Here is a 20,868-nt window from a genome sequence, read left to right as displayed (position 1 = left end):
GGCTATGCTGCTCGCAATTGATACAGGTAACACCAATGTGAAATTTGCATTGGTCAATGACGCTGGCGAAATAGTGCAAAGATGGCGCATTGCGACAGATGCACGGCGCACCGCCGATGAATATGCGGTTTGGTTGGACCAATTGATCCAGATGGCAGGCTTTCATCGTGCAGATGTGAAGGCGGTCATTATTGCAACGGTCGTTCCGCGCGCTTTGCATAATTTGCAATTGCTAGCGACACGCTATTTCGGGTGTGAGGCCTTAGTTGCTGGACGCGGCAGTGTCGGTTGGGGCATTCAATTGCGCGTAGCTGAACCGCACGCCGTTGGCGCGGACCGCGCCGTGAATGCCATTGCCGCCCATTCCTTGGCAGACGGTCACAAGATCGTCATCAGCTTTGGCACAGCCACAACATTTGATCATGTTGGACCAGATGGCTCTTATCGCGGCGGTAGCATCGCACCGGGCGTCAATCTTTCGCTAGATGCGCTCTATGCCGCCGCAGCCATGTTGCCGCGAATTGCAATCGAACCACCACCAAATGAAAGCGTAATTGGTACAACGACTGTTGGACAAATGCAGATTGGCATCTATTGGGGCTATGTGGCGATGATCGAAGGGATCCTCGCACGGATGAAAGCTGAAATTGGCGAACCGGTGTCGGTCATTGCAACCGGTGGCTTGGCCATATTGTTTCAGCAGCATGGCCATTTATTTGACCGGGTAGAGCCCGATTTGACGCTGCGGGGGCTGGCGCTTTTATACAGGAATAGAGACATTAACTCATGACGACCCCAAAAAATGAACTGCTTTTCCTTGCCCTTGGCGGATCCAACGAAATTGGAATGAACGTCAATTTATATGGTTGCGAGGGAAAATGGGTGATGGTCGACTTGGGCCTAACCTTTGCAAATTCGGAATATCCCGGAATTGATCTTGTTCTGCCTGATCTGGAATTTATTGAAAAGCGCAAGGATGACTTGTTGGGTATCGTGCTGACGCATGGCCATGAAGACCATATTGGCGCAGTTGCCTATTTTGCCGCCGATTTGGGCGTGCCGCTCTATGCAACACCGTTCACGGCAACACTCATTCGCGGCAAGTTGGAAGAAGAAGGCATCGCCGACATTGTGGAGCTAAACGTAATCCCGATGGAGGGTGCGTTTACGTTGGGGCCGTTCGACTTCAAATTCGTCACCTTAGCGCATTCAATCCTTGAGATGAGTGCTTGCCTCATCAATACGCCTTACGGAAAGATTTTCCACACGGGTGACTGGAAACTGGACCCTAGCCCTGTATTGGGCACACCATCGACCCAAGAAACTCTGACTGCGATTGGCGACAGCAAAGTGTTGGCGATGGTGTGTGATTCCACCAACGTCTTTAATCCAGAAACCAGCGGCAGCGAAGGCAGCGTTAAAGATGATCTGCTCAAGTCCGTTAAGGCTGCCAAGGGCAGGGTGGTTGTAACCACCTTCGCCTCTAACGCAGCGCGATTGCAGACCTTAAGCGAGGTAGCACGCGAAAGCGGCCGCACCCTATGTTTTGCGGGCCGCTCGCTGCACCGCATTATTGAAGCGGCGCAGGCGAATGGCTATTTAAAAGACATGCCAAAGACGGTGGATATGGAAAGCGTTGATAGCCTGCCGCGGCACGACGTTATGGTCGTCGCGACGGGCGGGCAGGGCGAGGCGCGGGCCGCTTTGGCGCGCATATCCGAGGGCAACCACCCCGTGAAACTGCAAGAAGGCGACACAGTCATTTTCTCTTCGAAGCAGATACCGGGCAATGAAATCGCCATTGGTGTAATTATGAACAAGCTTGCCGAACGCAACATTCTGACGGTCACGGAAAAGCAGGCGCATGTCCATGTGTCCGGCCACCCAGGTCAGCCAGAGCTTGCCGCGCTGTATGACTGGGTTCGGCCAGAAATCTTGATTCCCGTACATGGTGAGCGCCGGCATATGGCGGAACAAGCACGCTTCGCGCGTGCGCACGGCGTTCCAAAGGCCGTTGTGCAGTCCAATGGTGATGTGGTGCGCCTTGCGCCTGGCGAACCGAAAATCATTGGTAAAGAACGCACTGGCCGTTTGATCCTTGATGGCGACACCATCATTGCGGCCGATGGTGCCACGTTGAACGAACGTCGCCGCCTTTCATGGTATGGGCTGATTTCAGTAGCCTTCGCGCTGGATGCTAAAGACCGGATGCTAGGCAACCCTGAGATCCGTTTGCATGGTGTACCAATTGAGGAAGATCTTGAAGATTTTCTGGAAGAGGCCACAGCTGCTGCGGTGAAAGCCGTGAAAGACCATCGTGGTGACTATGACAAGTTGCGCGAAACTGTACGTTTAGCCGTTCGCCGTGTGGCGGTAAGCTGGACGGGCAAAAAACCTATTGTGGATGTTTTAATAGTGGAGACCGCATGACCTGGACCTCGATTATTGCCATTTATTTGCTATTTTGGGTGATGACCGCGTTCGTCATTTTGCCGATTGGCGTACGCACACATGACGAACTCGGCCTTCCAAAGACACCTGGCCAAGCGGACAGCGCGCCGGGTAATTTTCAGCCACGAAAAATATTGCTGCGAACGACAATGCTGTCCGCTGCTTTGTTTGCGCTGTATTACGTCAATTATAGCTATGGCTGGATAAATCGGGACAGTTTTGACGGTTTGTTTAACCCACCCGTTTAAGCCTTATTTGCGGAGCCGCTCAATGGCTTGTGCCAGCGCTACGTAAAGCTTGCCAATATCGGACGATAGCAATGTGACGCCAATCGCATTGCCATCACGCGTGCTAAGCAACAGGCGCATGATTCCTTCGAAATCATGGACGTAACGGTTCACATGTTCGCGGAATTCGTTGTCATCGGCATAATGTTTGGCAATAATCTTTGCCTCACGTGAGTCCAGCAAGCGCACTACGCGTCGCGTAAACACGCCCCGGTCGCCCTTTAAATAAGCTGCCCAGGCGGTGTCGGTGACGTCATTGGACAATATCTTCGTAACGTCGATAGCGGTCGAGTTCAAAGACTCGGTCAAAATAACCATACGGCGAGCAAAGCTATCATCTTGGATTGTTTCAAAGCTGTTGATCGTATCTGCAATCCGGCTTTCAAGGCTTGTCGTCATCTCATTGAGCTCGCCGAGCTGCTTGGCAACCAAGGAAGACGCGGTTTCCGACAATGCGATGTTGCGCGTAATCGCCTCGTTCACCACTTCATTCATCGATGCAACTTGTGCATCCAATGCATTGGCTAAAGCCGTCCGGTTTTGTTCCGTCAACTGGTCCGCGATATGCGCCAGTTCTTCGTCGAGGATCTTACGGCTACTTTCTGCAGCAGCACGCGTGGTTTCACGCACGCGGAGCAAAGAAGTGACCAAATTGCCATTCGCCTGATCCGACATGTCCTGCAACAGGGCCTGCGTTTGCTTGAGCGCAGCGCCAAGAGCATCGACTTGGTCATGGCGTGCGGCAAAATGTGCATCACTTTCAGCCATCAGCGCACCAACAGCGTCGCGTTGCGCGGAAATCGAGTGCTCAATTTCATTGAGTTTTTCAAGCGTTCCGTCGCTGATATTGTCGAGCGTCTCGGCCGCAGCAAGGGCCGCATTCACTTGCTCGATGCCTTGTGTCATGCGCGCGTTTACGCTGTCCATCGCGGCAGGAATCTTATGACCAATTTCCAAATTGGCGGTGCTAAGTGACCCGATCAGCTTGTCCGATTGTTCCAGTAAGCTAGCGGTGGTCAATTGGTTATCCAAAAGCGCGCTTCCTACCGAGCGGGTGCTTTCGCCCAGCGCCGATACGGCAAATGCAAGCTTTGCCGTTTGGTCTGTTGCTGCGCGGTCAATTTCTGAAATGTGCGCAGCACTGTCTTGAATATGTTCGCTAATATTCGCGATCATGGCCTGAATCCGCGCCTCTTCCTGACCGGATTGGGCTTCAATGTTACCCAAAGCCCGACGTAAATCGGCGAGATTGGCCAGGATTTGCGCTTTACTGCGTGCAATGACAGCGTCGACTTCGCTGGATGCTTGCGCGATGCCGCTGGAAATTGCTTGTGCGGCGCTGTCCATAAGAGTTGCCATTTCGGCAGTTCGGTTGAGCGCTTCACTGCTGGTATCATCCAGCAGTTTTACATTCTCGTTCAGGGAATGCGCGAGCCGGACGGACAAGTCGTCCGCACGGGTTTCGACATTCTCAATATATTCGCTTACCGACTTACCGGCATCGCTTACGCGTTCGAGGGCCGCAATCAGGGTTTTAATCTGAACCTGCGCGTCATTACCTGCGCTTCCAATCTGGTTGCTCACATCTTTTGCAGCGCTCGTCACAACTGGCAAATGTTTCCGGAGCTGTTCCAAATTTGTGTTGGCGGCGTTGCTCACCGATTCTAGGATTTTGGCTTTTTCATCGCTATCGGCGAGCGCAGCTGTTAGCAATTGTGCGGAGTCCACGAGATTTTTCGAAGACTGACGCCCCACTGTTTCGAGTTCACGCGCATTTTGTGACAGAAATTGGCGTGCGAGGGCTATCTCTTCATTCACCGTCCGCATGCGGATTGCCAAAGCATCGCTTTCGGTCCGCAACATGTTTGCCACTTTACCAAAGCGTATGGCTTCACGGCTGCTGTTGCGCATAACAAGTAACCACAGGACAGCAATTAAAAGCGTAGGAACAGCCCATGTGACGATCAACGTCACAATCCGATCATTAGTCATCGCGAATTGGGCTTCAGACCAATGGGTTAAACCAAAAAACGCTGACCATCCGATAAAGGCCGACAATAGTAAGGTGGGGGCAATGTAGTGCCCAATACCTAAGCGATGCGTCGTTTCGTCGGCGTTATCATCATAATCATAATCCACTGATTGATCGTTCTCGGTAGCGCCTTCGGCACTGCCGATTGTTGGCGGCAAGGCCGTCTCTTGATCGGTTTCAGGGATTTCGCGGTTCAAGCCGACGATTTTGGAGCGTGAAGTCATATTCTCTATTTAACACATTATTCGGTGAGCGAAACGCAAACTTAACATATAACGGAAAGGGAAATGAAATCGCAATGCTCTCAAGGGTTTTGCGCGTCAGCCAAGGCAATATGATTACGGAAATATAAGGTTTTGCGCATTTCCGTTAGCACTCAGCTTTTTTTCTGTTGGCAAAACTGCGTTATCATTCATATCGGAAGCATGCTCTCCGTCCGAAATCCGAATTTCCCAACAACTGCTTTGCTCTGCGTCGCGGGTGATGATGGTAGCGGGCAGGATGCACCCAATGGTGTCGGGCGCCCCGACTTGGCTGGGCAGTCCTTGATTGAATATCAGATATCGACGCTCGCGCGCGCCGGTATTCATAGCTTTTTGATTGAAGTCGAAAATATCGACGGTTCGTTAATCGCGCTCGCCGATCGTTGCCGCGCCCGCAAGCTGACGGTTGATTTTGTTCGTACTGGCGTTGACATACTGCGTCACATGAATTCTGACGATCGCATATGGGTGCAATCGGGGCAGTTATATGTGCAATTGGGCTTGATAGAGACGCTTCTCAAATCCAGCGACAATTTCATTGCAACCATTGATGGCCGTGACGAAAATCGTGCGTTTGAACGTATTGATATCAATACGCGGTGGGCAGGCATCTCGGTTGTGGGATATGACGCTCTTGCTATGCTGCGTGACCTGCCAGAAGACTGGAGCATCATATCATCATTATTGCGGCAGGCGTTACTGGCTAAAGTTCCGTTTCGTCCATTGTCGCAACAACATGTTCACAACGGCACACTGACCGTCTTGACGGGCGCGCAGGACTTTTCAGAACTCAATCGACAGATACTTCGCCGGCGCGTGGCAAGCCGAGCAGGCTATGTTGAGGCAAAATTATTTGGCCCAATCCTTGCGCGTATAGTGCCTTTTATCTGGCAGAGTCCCAAGGCGGTAACTGCAACCAAATTCGCAAGTACTGCGATAGCATTAGTAGCAGTAGCGTTGGGGGTTGAGAACCTAGCCACCGCCGCGAGCATAGCAGTCTTTCTGTCCATCGCGGCGAACGCATTACGCTTGGCGGTAACCGATGATGCCGATGGTAGTGATCATATACAAAGCCTGTCTATTATTACCTGGGCGCTGATCATATTGGCTATGTTTGGCAGCGCATATGTGGCGACATCTTATGATTACAATGGCTTATTTGCGGCGTTTGCAGTGGCTTCGCTCGCCTATCTTACCCAAAAAATGGAATTGCCTAATGAGGCGAGGCAATTGCTGCATTCACCTGCTGCTTTTGCGTTACTGGCCATTATCGGCACTGCAACAATCGGAATAACGTTGGCTTTGCAGTGGATTATGACATTGCAACTCTGCGTTCTGATCATCGCAAGTGTGAAGCGCGGCGACAAAACGCCACATTAAGCATACATAAGCATCAACGCTATATGGAAGCCGCCTTGGCTGTCGAAGGCGGAGGCGTAATAATTACGCTCCGCCCCCCCCGATATGATTCAGCGTGCGTCTAAGCTTGGGTAAGGACGGTGATTTGGTCCTGTATACAACTGACGCGGACGACCAATTTTCTGTGCTGGATCCGAAATCATTTCGTTCCACTGCGCAACCCAACCTACGGTCCGGGATAGCGCAAACAATACGGTGAACATTTCGGTCGGGAAACCAATAGCCGACAGGATGATACCAGAATAGAAGTCGACGTTCGGGAACAGCTTCTTCTCAATGAAGTAAGGATCGTTCAAAGCCATTTCTTCCAGCTGCATCGCAACGTCGAAAATAGGATCGCTGATGTTCAGTTCGGTCAGAACCTCACGTACGGTCTTTTGCATAACCGAAGCGCGCGGGTCATAATTTTTATAAACACGGTGGCCAAAGCCCATTAAACGGAACGGATCATTCTTGTCCTTCGCCCGCTCAATATAATGTGGGATACGGTCAGGCGTTCCGATTTCGCGCAGCATGTTCAATGCAGCCTCATTCGCACCGCCATGGGCAGGGCCCCACAGGCAAGCGATACCGGCGGCGATGCACGCAAACGGATTGGCACCAGATGACCCTGCAAGGCGAACTGTTGATGTCGACGCATTCTGCTCATGGTCCGCATGGAGGATAAAAATACGATCCATTGCGCGCTCGATGACAGGGTTTACCTCATATTTTTCAGCTGGCACACCAAAGGTCATACGCAGGAAATTGCCAGTGTAAGACAGATTATTGTCTGGATAGACAAATGGCTGCCCGACTGAATATTTATAGGCCATGGCTGCAATTGTCGGCATCTTCGCGATCAAGCGATGGCTTGAAATCATCCGGTGTGTTGGGTCACTAATGTCCGTTGAGTCATGGTAAAATGCGGAAAGAGCGCCGACCACACCGCACATGATGGCCATCGGGTGCGCATCGCGGCGGAAACCACGGTAAAATGTTGCCAATTGCTCGTGCAGCATGGTGTGCCGGGAAATTGTATGGCTGAAAGTGTTGAGTTGTTCTTTATTTGGCAGTTCACCGTTCAGCAGCAGATAAGACACTTCCATAAAGCTCGACTGCTCGGACAGTTCTTCGATGGAGTATCCACGATGCAGAAGGATGCCCTTGTCACCATCAATAAAAGTAAGCGCGGATTCGCAGCTCGCCGTTGATGTGAACCCAGGGTCAAAAGTGAAATGGTCCGAAGCCCCGTAAAGTTTGCGTATGTCGATTACGTCAGGGCCTTCTGTACCCTTCATAATGGGCAAGTCATAGCTGGTGTCGCCAACGGTGAGCGTCGCGTTTTTATCGGCCATTATCAAACTCCATATCTACTAATATATATACCGGTCTGCCCTTTAGAAAGGCATGTTTTCTTATGATACGGGACTCAGGAGACGCCCGTGACGACAATCTAAAGTCGTTTAAATACCAATATTTCTTGGGGAGAAAATGGCTATGTCGTTGGGTAGCCCAATGATAGGAAATTCTATGGGCGTCAAGGCAAACAATAGCTTCTGTATCATAGATAAATTGCGCTTTCTCTCTTTGATGTTAAGCGGCTGTTGTGAAACAGAAAATTGGCAATTTTGTTACGGACGGAAACGTCTGGTTCAGTCAACCAATTACACTGTTTGCGGTTCTGGAAAACTGGCTCGACCGTGAACGTGACCAATTACCCTTATGGCTGCCAGTTGGTATCGGATTCGGCGTTGCATTCTGGCAAGTTTTTGGAAGTTCTGCGTGGATGGGATTGGCAATGTCCTGCGCCTCTTTGTTGTTTCTTGGGACATTGGCGCCGCGATATAGCCGGTTGCGGCTTTTGGCCCAGATAGCTGCTGTTGCGATTTTTATCGGTTTTCTCCTGATTTCCTTTCGTTCAACGACCGTTGCCCAGCCCGTTTTAGGAAAAATATGGACTGGCGCATTTTACGGGCAGATTGAGGCAGTAGAGAATATCTCCGCGCGCAATATCTATCGACTGCGGCTCGCCACCGGCGACAACGCGGACTTACCGCCCTTTGTGCGTGTGAACTTGACGCCGGAACAATATCAGGACGACTTCCAACCAGGCGCGATCATTCGCTTGCGTGCGCGGCTTCTGCCGCCTGCTGGGCCAACTTTGCCGGGCGGATATGACTTTGCTCGGCGCGCGTGGTTTCAACAGATTGGCGCGACGGGAACAGCTTTAGGAAATGTGCAGCTTTTTCAGAAGGCGGACAGCGAAGCTTGGTTCGCTACGCAGCGTGCTAATCTGACACAGCATATCCTCAAATCCATGCCGCAGGGAAGCGGTGGAATAGGCGCAGCACTGGTTACCGGGGATCAAGGGCATATTGATTTGGCCGATGCACAAGCCATGCGAGATAGCGGCTTGGCGCATTTGCTATCAATTAGCGGGCTGCATGTGACGGCTGTGGTAGGGTTTATATTCATTGCGGTCAGCCGCTTATTGTCTTTGTCCTCTTGGCTGGCATTACGAATATCTATCCCCGTTGTCGCTGCGGCAACAGCAGCTTTAGTCGCGCTGGGATATACCTTGTTGACTGGGGCCGAAGTGCCGACGGTACGATCTTTCATTGCCGCACTTCTGGTCTTGATTGCATTGGCGTTGGGACGTAACGCGCTCACGATTCGACTTGTGGCCTTCGGAGCGTTGATAGTCTTGATATTTTGGCCCGAGGCTATGACTGGGCCAAGTTTTCAGCTTAGCTTTGCGGCGGTTGCGACCATTGTGATCATGCATGAGATGCCAATTGTTAAACGCTTCACAGAGCGGCGGGATGAAAGCCTTGTTCGCAAGACGGCGCGGGCGGTCGGTTCGCTCATCCTGACCGGCGTTGCGATTGAGATTGTCCTCACCCCAATCGCCTTGTTTCATTTCCATAAGGCGGGGCTTTATGGTGCCTTGGCCAATGTGGTGGCGATACCGATGACAACATTCATCATCATGCCGTTGGAAGCATTGGCGCTACTCTTCGATGTGATTGGCTTGGGGACACCCTTTTGGTGGCTGGCGGGGCAGGGTATTGCCGCGATGTTGGCGCTGGCGCATTTGGTAAGTGGCTTGCCCGGAGCCGTTACGATGATGCCTGCAATGCCGATATGGTCCTTTGGGGCGTTCATTATTGGCGCGCTGATATTCGGGTTAATGACAACGCGCGTGCGCTATTTTGGCGTTTTACCCTGCGCTATTGGCATCATCGCGATGGTCACGGCACCCCGCCCCGATATTCTCGTGACGGGAGATGGCAAACATCTAGCCTTAGTCAGCGCTGACGGTGAAGTAGCGTTACTGCGCTCTAAAGCGGGTGATTTTGTCCGCGGGATGATTTTTGAGAAAGCTGGAAGTGATACGCAAGCAGAGCTGATTGAGGACTGGTCCGGTGTCCAATGCACGTTGGACAATTGTGTGGTTACTATAATGGGGCAGGATCGCGCGTGGACATTATTGGCCACCAGAACACGCAATCCGATACCGTCTATGGAGATGGCTGCCGCATGTAAGCGCGTCGATATCGTCGTGAGTGATCGATGGTTGCCAGCATCATGCCGCCCAAAATGGATTAAAGCGGATCGCCGATTGTTAGATCAAAGCGGCGGTCTGGCCTTTTATCTGGATGCGCAACGCGTTGTCACAGTGAATGAGAGCAACAGACATATGCCTTGGGTGCATGCCGCACTGGAGGCGCGCAGTACGGCTGAGACCTTAGTTCAATGATATCGGCGGAGCAGTCCGGCGAGCTTGCCCTGAACCTCAACCTCATGCGGCGCATAATATTGCGGTTCATAGCTACCATTGGCGGGGTCAAGACGGATCTGCTGACCTTCACGGCGCAGATATTTCAATGTTGCTTCCTCACCACGCACCAATGCGACCACGATTTCACCATCGCGCGCCGTATTGGCCTTACGGATGAGGGCATAATCGCCATCCAATATCCCCGCTTCAATCATTGAGTCACCGGATACCTCAAGCGCATAATGTTCGCCTGCGCCCAATAATGCCATGGGCACGGATAATGAATTCTGCCCTTCAAGGGCCTCTATCGGCACGCCAGCCGCAATTTTCCCATGAAGTGGAATTTCCATGACATCATTTGCAGCAACAGGAATTTGAATTTGCGGTTTGCTTTCCTTCACAGGTGCAAAGCGCGCCACATTATTGCCGCCCACATTCCCGCCTTCGGGCATTTTCATCACCTCTAACGCGCGCGCGCGGTTGGCCAACCGCCGAATAAAACCGCGTTCTTCCAACGCACCGATTAAACGGTGCACCCCGGATTTGCTCTTTAGATCAAGCGCCTCTTTCATTTCCTCAAACGAAGGGGAAATGCCGCTTTCATCCAATCGCTGGTTAATGAATAAAAGCAGTTCGTGCTGTTTCGCGGTGAGCATATTCAGGGTTCCATCCTGTTGAACATGAATGGAACGATTAGAGAACAAAAGCGGTTAAGTCAAGAACAATCGCCTGTGTACTGTCGAGATTTTACGACAGCCGCATATATTGAACCATTGTTCCTTTTGGGCGCGGCGTAACATGGCTTTGTTGCACGAGTAACGCATTGGCTTGAGACAAAGTGCGCGTCACCCCGCTGTCTTGTACCGACAACGGGGTGATATGCCCGCCTTCGACCGTCGCGCGTAGATATTCGCCGCGATCCCCGCCTGCGGGCAAGTCGGTTGCGGTTGGCGCTTCAAATAAGGCGGGCAGGGGCGCGTTGCACCCCGCCATGTGCCGTATTAGTGGCAGGAGGAACAAAAAGGCTGTGACGAAAGCAGAAGAAGGATTGCCGGGCAGGCCAAGGACCACTGCGTTACCAATTTTGCCAGCCATCAACGGTTTGCCGGGCCGCATCGCAACTTTCCAGAAGTCCATTTGCGCGCCAATGTTCACCAACGCGCGTTGCACCAAGTCATGGTCACCCACCGAAGCGCCGCCAGTCGTGACAATTATATCGACCTGTTTTGAAAGTGCCGACAGGCTGCGCTCCAGCACGCCCAAATCGTCGCGTAAGATACCTGCGTCGCGGACATCACAGGGCAGGCTCGTGAGCATGGCTTGCAACATTGGGCTGTTGGAGCATGGGATTTGGGCCGCGCTACAGGCCGAACCGGCAGGAACCAGCTCGTCGCCCGTGGCGGCAATAGCAATACGCGGTGTGCCGCCCACAGTGAGCCGACCATGCCCCGCCATCGCGGCCACAGATATTGCCCCTGTGTCCAAATAGGCGCCCTTTGGCAGCACTGCGTCACCTACGCGAAAATCACTTCCAAGGCGGCGGATATTGGACCCTTGCGCAGGTGCGCGGTCAATGGTCGCGCGTAACATTTCGCCATCGCGCGTGGTATTTTCTTGTATAAGGACGCTATCGGCATTTTCGGGTACATGCGCCCCGGTAAAAATACGGACGGCCTCGCCACGTTGCAGATCGCCGGTAAAGGGATGCCCCGCTCCGCTCTCGCCAATAACGCGCCATGGACCGGGAAAGTCTTCAACGGCGATGGCATAGCCATCCATCGCGGACAGATCGGCCGCAGGTTGCATGCGTTCGGCCATCAAAGGTGCATGCAGATAATGCCGCACGGCCTGCATGAGATCTCGTTCTATTGGAGGCAAAGGTGATGCCAGTGCCAGCAATCTGGCCTGCGCTTCTGCAACCGATATCATGCGCGATAGTCGCCCGTTTTGCCACCTGTTTTGGAGAGCAAGCGGACGTCCGAAATAATCATCGATTTGTCGAGTGCTTTAGCCATGTCATAGAGGGTCAGCAAGGTGACGCTGACGGCGGTCAAGGCCTCCATCTCCACCCCCGTTGGCCCGTTCAAGCGCACCCGCGCTTCGACACGAATGCCCTTGGCTTCATATTCAAAATCAACGCTGATTTTGGACAACATCAACGGGTGACACAAAGGAATGAGGTCGCTGGTCTTCTTCGCCGCCAATATGCCAGCGATGCGCGCTGTGCCCAGCACATCGCCCTTTTTCATATTGCCCGCGCGTATCGCGGCAAGTGCTTCGGTAGACATGGTGATCCGCCCTTCGGCAACTGCCTCGCGCGCGGTATCCGCTTTGGCCGACACATCGACCATATGCGCGCCGCCATTTGCGTCCAGATGGGTAAGGTCAGCCATGTCCTGTCAAAAGCCTTTTTGTTGCGTGCATTATATCATTCTGCCGCATCAGGCTTTCGCCGACAAGGAAGGTGTTAACGCCTGCCTCTGCCATGCGCAGGCAATCACTATGCGTCGAAATGCCGCTTTCGCAGACAAGCAAAATGTCATCTGGCACCAATTTCGCCAGACGCTCTGTTGTGGCCAGATCAACATCGAAGGTTTTCAAATTGCGGTTGTTCACGCCAACCAGCTTGGATTTCAGATGCTTGAGCGCGCGTTCCAGTTCAGTCTCGTCATGCACCTCCACCAGAACATCCAGATTTTCCTGCCGTGCGGCATCCTCAATTTCCGCCATTACAACATCATCGAGAGCTGCGACGATAATCAATATGGCATCGCCGCCCATCGCGCGCGCTTCTGCGCATTGCCATGGGTCGACCATGAAATCTTTTCGGATGACGGGCAGGTCACAGGCGCCGCGCGCCGTGATAAGATAATCTTCATGCCCCTGAAAATAAGGCGCGTCGGTTAATACGGACAAGCATGCCGCGCCGCCTGATTGATAGGCCGCTGCATGCGCCGCTGGATCAAAATCTGCGCGGATCAAGCCCTTGGACGGACTGGCTTTCTTGATCTCGGCAATAAGTGCGATTCCGGTCTGGCTTTTGGCCCGCAAAGCTGCCTCAAACCCGCGCGGGGCAGATGGCGTCGGCCAATGCCTAAGGCCTTTCGGCTTACGCTCCGACACTTCGACACGCTTTGTCGCGCAAATTTCTGCAAGCTTGTCCGACATTAATAAGCCACCCAACAATTGAGCAGTGCGTTGGCAAGCCCTTTGTCGATGGCCTCCGCTGCCTCTTCCACGCCCTCGGGCATAGTGTCGACAACGCCTGCGACTAACAAAGCCTCTGCTGCGTTGAACAAGACGGCGTCGCGATATGCGCCATGTTCGCCCTGAAGCAATTTGCGCAGTTCCCGCGCATTATGCTGCGCATCGCCGCCACGGATGGCTTCTACAGGGTGAACGGGTAAGCCCGCATCCGCCGCTGTGGTGCGCTGGTAGCGAACGCCACCGGGTTCGACGACCGCGACGGCATTGCCGCCAGCCAAGCTCAATTCATCCAAGCCTTCGTCGCCTGAAATGATACGGGAATGTTCTGTACCCAAATGATGCAGCGCCTCTGCATAAACAGGAACATAGGCCGGGCGTGCAATGCCGATAAGCTGCCGCTTCACGCGCGCAGGGTTGGCCAAGGGGCCCATCAGGTTAAAAATTGTGCGCTGACCGATACGTTGGCGGATCGGCTGAATACGCTTCATCGCAGGATGGTGATTGGCGGCGAACAGGAAACAGATGCCCAAGTCTTTCAGCGTTTCTTCTGCATTCTGTCCGGCGCGTTCCATATTGAGACCCAACGCCTCCAAAGTGTCTGCAGCGCCAGCTTTGGAAGATGCCGCCCGGTTCCCATGCTTGGCGACAGGCACATCGCAAGCGGCCACAACCAAAGATACGGCGGTGGAGACATTCAGCGTATGATGTCCATCCCCACCGGTGCCGCAGACGTCTATCGCACCTGCTGGAGCGTCTATGGGGATCAATCGGTCACGCATCGCCTGCGCCGCAGCCGCAATTTCTACCATCGTCTCGCCACGCGCGGACAGCGCAATCAGAAATGCTTCAATTTCGTCCTCTGACGCGCGCGCATCTAATATATCGGCGAATGCTTGTGCGGCCTCATCATGAGCGAACAGATTTCTCGGGTCGGGTAGCCTGCAAAAGGGAGTCACGCAGGTTCCCTCAATGTCCGATCGGAGACAGCCATGCCCGCAATGCGCATGAAATTGGCTAACATGGCGTGTCCATGTTCGGTAGCGATGCTCTCAGGATGAAACTGCACGCTGTGAATGGGTAATGTGGTGTGGCGAAAGCCCATGACATGGCCGTCATCGCTGGTGGCATTTACCACCAAGCTTGGAGGAACATTTTCAACAATCAACGAATGGTAACGGGTTGCCTGAAACGGGGAGGGTAATCCTGTGAATAAACCACTATTATCATGCGTGACTGGCGAAGTCTTGCCATGCATCAACCCACCGCGCGCGACGGTACCACCAAAATGCTGCCCAATAGTCTGATGGCCAAGGCAAACGCCAAGCAATGGCTTTCCTGCCTCGGCGCAGGCGGCAACGAGCTCAAGGCTAACCCCCGCCTCGTTCGGCGTTTTTGGTCCTGGCGAAATCAGGAATGCCTGCGCGCCGGTTGACAAGGCTTGCCCTGCCGAAATGTCGTCATTGCGCACAACGTCGACCTGCGCGCCAAGCTCCATCAGATAATGGACAAGGTTCCAGGTAAAGCTGTCATAATTGTCGATGACTAAAATCATGCGGCGTCCCTAGCGGCTTTGCCCTGTGGGTGGAAGAGGCACTATTGCGCTAATAGAGCGGCGAGATCGTCCTTCCAGAATTTCGCCCAAGTGTGCGTACCATGCCCTTTTGTTTCGGGCGAGGCTGGAATGAGGATGAATTTCGTGTTGGGCAGGCGCTTCATGGCCATTTCTGTGATGCCATAATTGGCCGGATTGATGAAATCATCCGCTGAATTAATCCAAAGGGTAGGGGCCTTAATCGCCTCAAGCATTGGCCATGGATTATAGTTCCGAGATGAATCCAACTGATAAATAATGTCATTTGCGTCATTGCGTGTGACCACTCGAGCAAAGGCCTCGTTGGTATAGGCTTCGGCGGCTTGGCGCGTTGGATATTGCGCCTGAAGCGCAAGCGGGTTTGCACCCGCGATAAGGCTTAGTGTCGCGGCCGTCCGTAGTCCCGACATGGGTGCTGTGGTATAATTTCCTGCATTCCAAGCGGGGTCAGCTTTAATCGCATCGATGGACAGCTTGCGCCACATACGATTTTGGCCAGCGATTTCGACTGGCAAGCACGCGAAGGGTGCGAGCTTCTCAACAGCTTCGGGATAACGCGAGCCCCACATAAACGCATGCATGCAGCCCATCGATGTGCCGAGGATTAGTTTCAATTTCTTGATGCCGAGTGTCTTTGTCACCAAAGCATGCTGCGTCGCGATCATGTCGCTATAATCATATTTCGGAAACGCCATGCGCAGGCCATCGCTTGGCTTGGACGATTTTCCGTGGCCGACATTGTCGGGCAATATGATGAAATATTTCGTTGTATCCAGAACTTGTCCTGGACCGAACAACTCGGCGGCAAATTGTGGTTGAAAGAATTGATGTCCCGTTCCGCCGGTTCCGTGCAATATCATCACAGCGTTCGAAATCTCGCCGCGCGCATCGCGCTTTGGCGTGCCTAAAGTGGTGTAGTGGATCTTCACTTCGGGCAAGCGTTCACCCGTTGAAAATACATAATCTCGAAAGACAGCATCTGCCTCAACAGGCGCAGTCGATTGGCCAAAGGCTGGAGAAGATAGGGCCGCCAAAACAGCCAGTGAAGCAAGTAACAATCTACGCATGCAGGTAAGCTAGCGGCGTTTACGTGAACGTCAAGCTATTGCCCAAACTTCGCCTCACCCGCCACACGAATGGCCTCGCGCGCGGCGGCAATTAGCGCACCGGCCTTCGCCTCACATTCGCGTTGTTCATATTCGGGATTGCTGTCGGCGACAATGCCAGCACCAGCCTGCACATGCATTATGCCATCTTTGACCACGGCAGTGCGCAGGACGATACAACTGTCCATGTCACCATTGGGCGAGAAATAACCAACACCGCCAGCATATGCACCACGGGTTTCCGGCTCCAGCTCGGCAATGATTTCGCAAGCACGGACCTTGGGTGCACCGGACACCGTGCCAGCCGGAAAGCCAGCGAATAAGGCATCAATTGCATCTTTATCTTCCGCCAATTCGCCAACGACATTGGACACAATGTGCATCACATGGCTGTAAAATTCGACCATATAACTGTCAGTGACGGTCACGCTGCCGCCCTTGGTCACGCGACCAACATCGTTTCGTCCAAGGTCGAGTAGCATCAGATGCTCTGCGCGTTCTTTAGGATCGGCCAGCAAGGACGCCTTATTTTCCGCATCTTCCAGGCCGGTTTTGCCGCGCGGCCGTGTTCCCGCAATGGGCCGGATCGTTACTTCTCCGCCGCGCGCACGCACCAATATTTCCGGGCTCGAGCCGATAAGTGCAAAACCCGGAAGGTCGATGAAATACAAAAATGGCGAAGGATTTATCCGCCGTAATGCGCGATAGAGATAGACGGGTGGCAGATTAAAGGGCGCGGTGAACCGCTGCGCAAGCACCACCTGAAAAATGTCGCCTGCTTGTATATAATCTTTGGCGGAAGCGACCATATCGCCATAACGGCCAGCAGGCAGGACGGGCTGCAGCTTCAGCTCTTGTCCATCGTTCTGCACCGCAGGTTCCACTTGGGGAGCATGCCCTGCATCGAGCAATCGTTCAGCATCATCCAGACGTTCATGTGCCCGCGCAACAGCTTGGGTATCCGCCAGTCCTGTCCAGACAGGCGAAACAAGGAACATTTCGTCCTTCAAACGATCGAACAAAAGAATGACGGTTGGCCGTACAAACAGCATGTCCGGTAATTCCAAAACCGATTGTGGCGCACGCGGCAGTTTTTCAACCAGACCAATAGTTTCATAACCGAAATAGCCGACAAGACAGGCGAGGGCAGGCGGTAGTTCTTCGGGGACGTCCATCCGGCATTCCGCTGCCAAGGCCCGCAAGGCATCGAGTGAGGGGAGCGGAGTGGGCAGAAACGCCTCCCGATCGGCCATCCATTGGGTGTTGATTTCGGCCTTGTTGCCAGCGGCGCGAAACACAAGGTCGGGAGCAATGCCAATTAGACTATGGCGACCGCGCGTTTCGCCGCCTTCGACTGATTCCAGAATGAAATCGCCGCGCTCTGCCTCAAACAACTTCAGCGCAGCCGACACCGGTGTTTCGGTGTCAGCAATGCGCTTTCGCCAGATGAGCTGCGGCTTAGTTTCCGTCACGGCTAGTCAGGCGGGTGCGGAGTTCTTCTATACCGCCTTCATTTTTTTCAACGCCGGCATCTTTCGCGGCTGATACGATCATCTGCGCGGCATATTCTTGTTGTAATATGCCCGTTAGCTCTTGTTTGCGTGCTATCAGCATGGGCACATTACCGCGTGCATCACCTTTGATAACGTCGGTTAGGTGCACGAGATACCATCCGCGATCTCCGCTCGCGGCAAGAATTTTAGCAGTTCCCTTTTTCATGGCGAACATCATCGACAATGGCGGGGGAACTGGTTGACCTTCACGTGAAATATCTGCGCGGGTTCCGCTGAGCCGTTCAATCTGCGCGCCTTTGATACCTGCGGCTGCCAGCGCCGTTTGTAGCGGCTGACCAGCATCCACGGCCTTACGCAGGGCATCCGCCGCAGAACGTGCGGCCTTTGCGCCTTCTGACAAGGCCCATTGCTGCTGCACTATGCTGCGCACGTCATTCAAAGGGGGTGGCGCGGCTTCTTCGAAATCGGCAATGGCAATCATCGCAAATTTCTCGCCAGGGACCAGCTCAATCAATTGCGCCTCACCACTGGTTTCCATTTGGAAAGCTGCGGGCAAGATGGCTGCCATTTCCGGAATAGGTTTATAAGAAGGATTGCTAATGTCCTGTCCGGTTGCGAGTAACTTTGGCGAAGTATTGACCGTTAAACCATTTTGCTTCGCCACGTCGGAAATCGTTGCGCCGTCTGCAAACGCATCTTCAATTTCTGCCGTCATTTCGGTCAGCATTTCTTCGCTGCGCGTTTTGAGTAATTCTTTCTCAATATCGGCGCGCGCTGCCGTGAGTGACTTTGCCGCAACATTGTTGATGGCATCGACGCGGATCACGGCCCAGCCCAGCTTACCACGTGCAGGCTTGGCAACGCTGCCCTGTGCCGCGGCGAAAACCGAATTGGCCACGGCTGGCGTACTGGAGCTTGTTAGGCTTTCTTTGCTAACATTTGCCGTTGTCGTTACCGATAGACCCAGACCATTCGCAACCGCGGAAAGCGACTTGCCCGCGGCGACTTGGGCCACGACGGATTTTGCAGCTGCCTCAGTTGGTACAATGACTTGGCTGATGTTCCGCGTTTGTGATGCAGCGAATTGGGCTGCATTTGCTTTATAATAAGCTGCGATATCCGCATCATTTGGCTTCGCGCGTTGGGCAATGATATCACGCCCAAAAATGGCATAGCTCACAGCCCGCTTTTCAGGGATGATGAATTTTGCGGCATTTTCGCTGTAAAACTTAGCGAGAACAGACTCGCTTGGTGCGCGTGTGGGCAAAAATGCTGTGGCTGGGATGGACGCAATTTGTCCCGTGCGCTGTTCCAACATCAACGACGCATAAGGCAAGGCCATGCCGTCAGGCGCAGTTGGTCCGCTGGCCGCGGCTGGTAAAATCTGTTGCGCAAACAAATTTTGGGTCAAATCGTCGCGAATTGCTTTTTCACTGACACCGATTTGTTGGGCAAAAGCGCGAAACGCGTCAGCACTAAATTTGCCATCAAGTCCCATAGCCCGAGGAATTTTGCGTATTTCGGAGTCTACCAGACGCTTGCTCACCGCGACGCCATGTTTCTCGCCAAAAACTGTGATCGCATAGCGATTGATCAACTGTTCAAGCGTGGAATCAAGACCGCCGCCATCCACAAATTGGCTCATATCTAGTGTTGGATTGTTTTGACGTTCAGCCCGCAATTCACGCTCAAGCGAGTCATTCAGTTCACTTAAGGTGATGTTTTTATTTCCTACACTGGCAACGTTACCACCGCTTAGGCCACCAAAATTGCCAGAACCGCTGACATCACCAAGGGCAAAGGCAATGGCGATTAATCCAATGAATAAAAGCGCGAAAATCGCACCGAATTTTGAATTAATGAGAGAACGGATGGAGCTAATCATGAACTGCTATTTCCTGCCTATGCGGCGCTAAGTGGCCTTTGCGAGACGCTTTAGGCGGCATACCGCTGGCAATCAAGGGATAGACTTGCCCAAAGGGCGGAAAGCATGGATAGCCCATACAGATTCGTAGCCTATGAAATTTTGAGGTGTCTGATGCGCAAGTTTATCGTCGGGAATTGGAAAATGAATGGCACGTCCAATGATTTGGACGAAATCGCAGCCATTTCTGCTGTGGCGCAACTTTACACATTGGTGGATTCAGCTTTATGTGTGCCAGCCACGCTTATCACGCGTGCCGTTACCGCCGTTGGTGCGTTTCCCATCGGTGGGCAGGATTGCCACATGCAAAGGGCAGGGGCACATATGGGCTGTGTTTCAGCGGACATGTTGTCCGATGCAGGCGCTGTATTGACCATCATTGGCCATAGCGAACGTCGTGCGGCTCAGCATGAGCGCGACGCCGATATCCGCGCCAAAGCCGAAGCGGCGAAGGCAGCTGGTTTGCAAGCCATATTGTGCGTAGGCGAAACATTGGAGGAACGTGAAGCGGGTAAGGCGTTGGACATTGTCCTCGGCCAAGTCGCCCATTCCTTACCGGAGGCCGCTGCAGGTGCTTGGCTCAGCGTCGCCTATGAACCTGTATGGGCCATTGGCACCGGCCGCGTTGCCGAACCTTCCGATGTTGCAGATATGCATGCTGCCATTCGCGCTGCGTTAGTGGCGCGTTATGGCCCAGAAGGTGAAAAGATCCGTATTTTATATGGCGGCTCGATGAATGGTGATAATGCCGCACAGCTTTTGGCGGTGCCAAATGTGGATGGCGGGTTGATTGGCGGTGCGAGTCTGACGGCGGCTAAATTCCAACCAATATTGGTTGCAGCCCAAGCCTGCGGCGAATAGCATTGAAGAATATGGATGCGCTCGCTATGTGGGCGCAATAATCATTGGCATATTGCCTTTTATATTCGGAATATCTCTCATGGGCATTTTTCATTTTCTCATCGTCGTTCAAGCCATTATCGCAGCTTCGCTCGTTGGCATCATCTTGATGCAGCGCTCCGAAGGTGGCGGCTTGGGCATGGGAGGAAGCCCATCGGGCCTGATGTCTGCGCGCGGTGCAGCCGACTTTTTGACGCGCACGACCACGATATTGGCGACCTTGTTCATCATTCTTTCTATATCCTTGGCCTTTGTTGCAGCGAAAAAAGGCAATAGCGGCGAAATCGACAATAGCTTGCAACGCACAGAAGTGCCTGTGGCGCCAACCGCCCCAGTAACGACTGCGCCAGCGGCAGCGACACCTGCACCTGCAACCGAAGTTCCGCTCGACAAATAATCGCGGCCCTCGAA

At 53.2% G+C, this 20,868-nt stretch carries 18 protein-coding genes; 7 read left to right on the top strand and 11 right to left on the bottom strand.

The window, feature by feature from the left end:
* Window positions 1–4: 4 nt before the first annotated feature.
* The 3 genes from D7D48_RS05060 to D7D48_RS05050 are packed head-to-tail and all read left to right on the top strand — an operon-like array spanning window position 5 to window position 2,699.
* The gene (locus D7D48_RS05060; protein ID WP_125230255.1) at window positions 5–790 is read left to right on the top strand and encodes a type III pantothenate kinase; all 786 of its coding nucleotides are present in this window, start codon (window positions 5–7) and stop codon (window positions 788–790) included.
* Window positions 787–2,430: a ribonuclease J gene (locus D7D48_RS05055; RefSeq protein ID WP_125230254.1), complete on the top strand. Its 1,644-nt coding sequence runs from the start codon at window positions 787–789 to the stop codon at window positions 2,428–2,430. Before D7D48_RS05060 ends, D7D48_RS05055 begins: the two co-directional genes overlap by 4 nt.
* Window positions 2,427–2,699 (top strand): DUF1467 family protein, encoded by a 273-nt coding sequence (locus D7D48_RS05050; RefSeq protein WP_125230253.1) that lies wholly within the window; start codon window positions 2,427–2,429, stop codon window positions 2,697–2,699. The genes D7D48_RS05055 and D7D48_RS05050 overlap by 4 nt, the downstream gene beginning before the upstream one ends.
* 3 nt (window positions 2,700–2,702) lie before the next feature.
* Here the strand turns inward: D7D48_RS05050 and D7D48_RS05045 are convergent, their stop codons facing one another.
* Window positions 2,703–4,994 (bottom strand): coiled-coil domain-containing protein, encoded by a 2,292-nt coding sequence (locus D7D48_RS05045; RefSeq protein WP_125230252.1) that lies wholly within the window; start codon window positions 4,992–4,994, stop codon window positions 2,703–2,705.
* Window positions 4,995–5,195: 201 nt separating this feature from the next.
* On the opposite strand from D7D48_RS05045, the gene D7D48_RS05040 reads away from it, so the two are divergent.
* The gene (locus tag D7D48_RS05040; RefSeq protein WP_125230251.1) at window positions 5,196–6,413 is read left to right on the top strand and encodes a hypothetical protein; all 1,218 of its coding nucleotides are present in this window, start codon (window positions 5,196–5,198) and stop codon (window positions 6,411–6,413) included.
* Window positions 6,414–6,502: 89 nt separating this feature from the next.
* Here the strand turns inward: D7D48_RS05040 and D7D48_RS05035 are convergent, their stop codons facing one another.
* A complete protein-coding gene (locus D7D48_RS05035) occupies window positions 6,503–7,789 on the bottom strand; it encodes a citrate synthase (protein ID WP_125230250.1) in 1,287 nt (428 codons plus the stop codon).
* Between the two features lie 251 nt (window positions 7,790–8,040).
* Between D7D48_RS05035 and D7D48_RS05030 the strand changes: the two genes are divergently transcribed.
* Window positions 8,041–10,194: a ComEC/Rec2 family competence protein gene (locus tag D7D48_RS05030; RefSeq protein ID WP_125230249.1), complete on the top strand. Its 2,154-nt coding sequence runs from the start codon at window positions 8,041–8,043 to the stop codon at window positions 10,192–10,194.
* Here D7D48_RS05030 and lexA read toward each other — a convergent pair.
* The 9 genes from lexA to D7D48_RS04985 all read right to left on the bottom strand — a co-directional run bounded on the left by lexA (window position 10,188) and on the right by D7D48_RS04985 (window position 19,518).
* Complete coding sequence (gene lexA / locus D7D48_RS05025; RefSeq protein ID WP_125230248.1) at window positions 10,188–10,871, bottom strand: transcriptional repressor LexA; 684 nt, start codon at window positions 10,869–10,871, stop codon at window positions 10,188–10,190. The genes D7D48_RS05030 and lexA overlap by 7 nt on opposite strands.
* A gap of 91 nt (window positions 10,872–10,962) precedes the next feature.
* Window positions 10,963–12,144, bottom strand: a complete 1,182-nt coding sequence (locus D7D48_RS05020) for a molybdopterin molybdotransferase MoeA (protein ID WP_125230247.1) — start codon at window positions 12,142–12,144, stop codon at window positions 10,963–10,965.
* Complete coding sequence (moaC, locus tag D7D48_RS05015) at window positions 12,141–12,608, bottom strand: cyclic pyranopterin monophosphate synthase MoaC (protein WP_125230246.1); 468 nt, start codon at window positions 12,606–12,608, stop codon at window positions 12,141–12,143. The genes D7D48_RS05020 and moaC overlap by 4 nt, the downstream gene beginning before the upstream one ends.
* A complete protein-coding gene (gene trpC, locus D7D48_RS05010; protein ID WP_125230245.1) occupies window positions 12,601–13,383 on the bottom strand; it encodes an indole-3-glycerol phosphate synthase TrpC in 783 nt (260 codons plus the stop codon). The genes moaC and trpC overlap by 8 nt, the downstream gene beginning before the upstream one ends.
* A complete protein-coding gene (trpD, locus tag D7D48_RS05005; protein WP_125230244.1) occupies window positions 13,383–14,378 on the bottom strand; it encodes an anthranilate phosphoribosyltransferase in 996 nt (331 codons plus the stop codon). The genes trpC and trpD overlap by 1 nt, the downstream gene beginning before the upstream one ends.
* Window positions 14,375–14,974 (bottom strand): anthranilate synthase component II, encoded by a 600-nt coding sequence (locus tag D7D48_RS05000; RefSeq protein ID WP_125230243.1) that lies wholly within the window; start codon window positions 14,972–14,974, stop codon window positions 14,375–14,377. The genes trpD and D7D48_RS05000 overlap by 4 nt, the downstream gene beginning before the upstream one ends.
* Before the next feature lie 41 nt (window positions 14,975–15,015).
* Window positions 15,016–16,080, bottom strand: a complete 1,065-nt coding sequence (locus tag D7D48_RS04995) for an alpha/beta fold hydrolase (protein ID WP_125230242.1) — start codon at window positions 16,078–16,080, stop codon at window positions 15,016–15,018.
* Between the two features lie 35 nt (window positions 16,081–16,115).
* On the bottom strand, window positions 16,116–17,591 hold the full coding sequence (locus D7D48_RS04990) for an anthranilate synthase component I family protein (protein WP_125230241.1): 1,476 nt from the start codon (window positions 17,589–17,591) through the stop codon (window positions 16,116–16,118).
* A complete protein-coding gene (locus D7D48_RS04985) occupies window positions 17,578–19,518 on the bottom strand; it encodes a peptidylprolyl isomerase (protein WP_125230240.1) in 1,941 nt (646 codons plus the stop codon). Before D7D48_RS04985 ends, D7D48_RS04990 begins: the two co-directional genes overlap by 14 nt.
* A 153-nt stretch (window positions 19,519–19,671) precedes the next feature.
* On the opposite strand from D7D48_RS04985, the gene tpiA reads away from it, so the two are divergent.
* Entirely contained in the window at window positions 19,672–20,418 is a 747-nt protein-coding gene (tpiA, locus tag D7D48_RS04980; RefSeq protein WP_125230239.1) for a triose-phosphate isomerase, read from the top strand.
* Between the two features lie 85 nt (window positions 20,419–20,503).
* The gene (secG, locus tag D7D48_RS04975; protein WP_125230882.1) at window positions 20,504–20,854 is read left to right on the top strand and encodes a preprotein translocase subunit SecG; all 351 of its coding nucleotides are present in this window, start codon (window positions 20,504–20,506) and stop codon (window positions 20,852–20,854) included.
* Window positions 20,855–20,868: the final 14 nt, after the last annotated feature.

The sequence above is a fragment of the Sphingorhabdus wooponensis genome, from assembly GCF_003933235.1.
Taxonomy (GTDB): domain Bacteria; phylum Pseudomonadota; class Alphaproteobacteria; order Sphingomonadales; family Sphingomonadaceae; genus Sphingorhabdus_B; species Sphingorhabdus_B wooponensis.
This window is presented reverse-complemented; position numbering and strand designations above follow the sequence as displayed.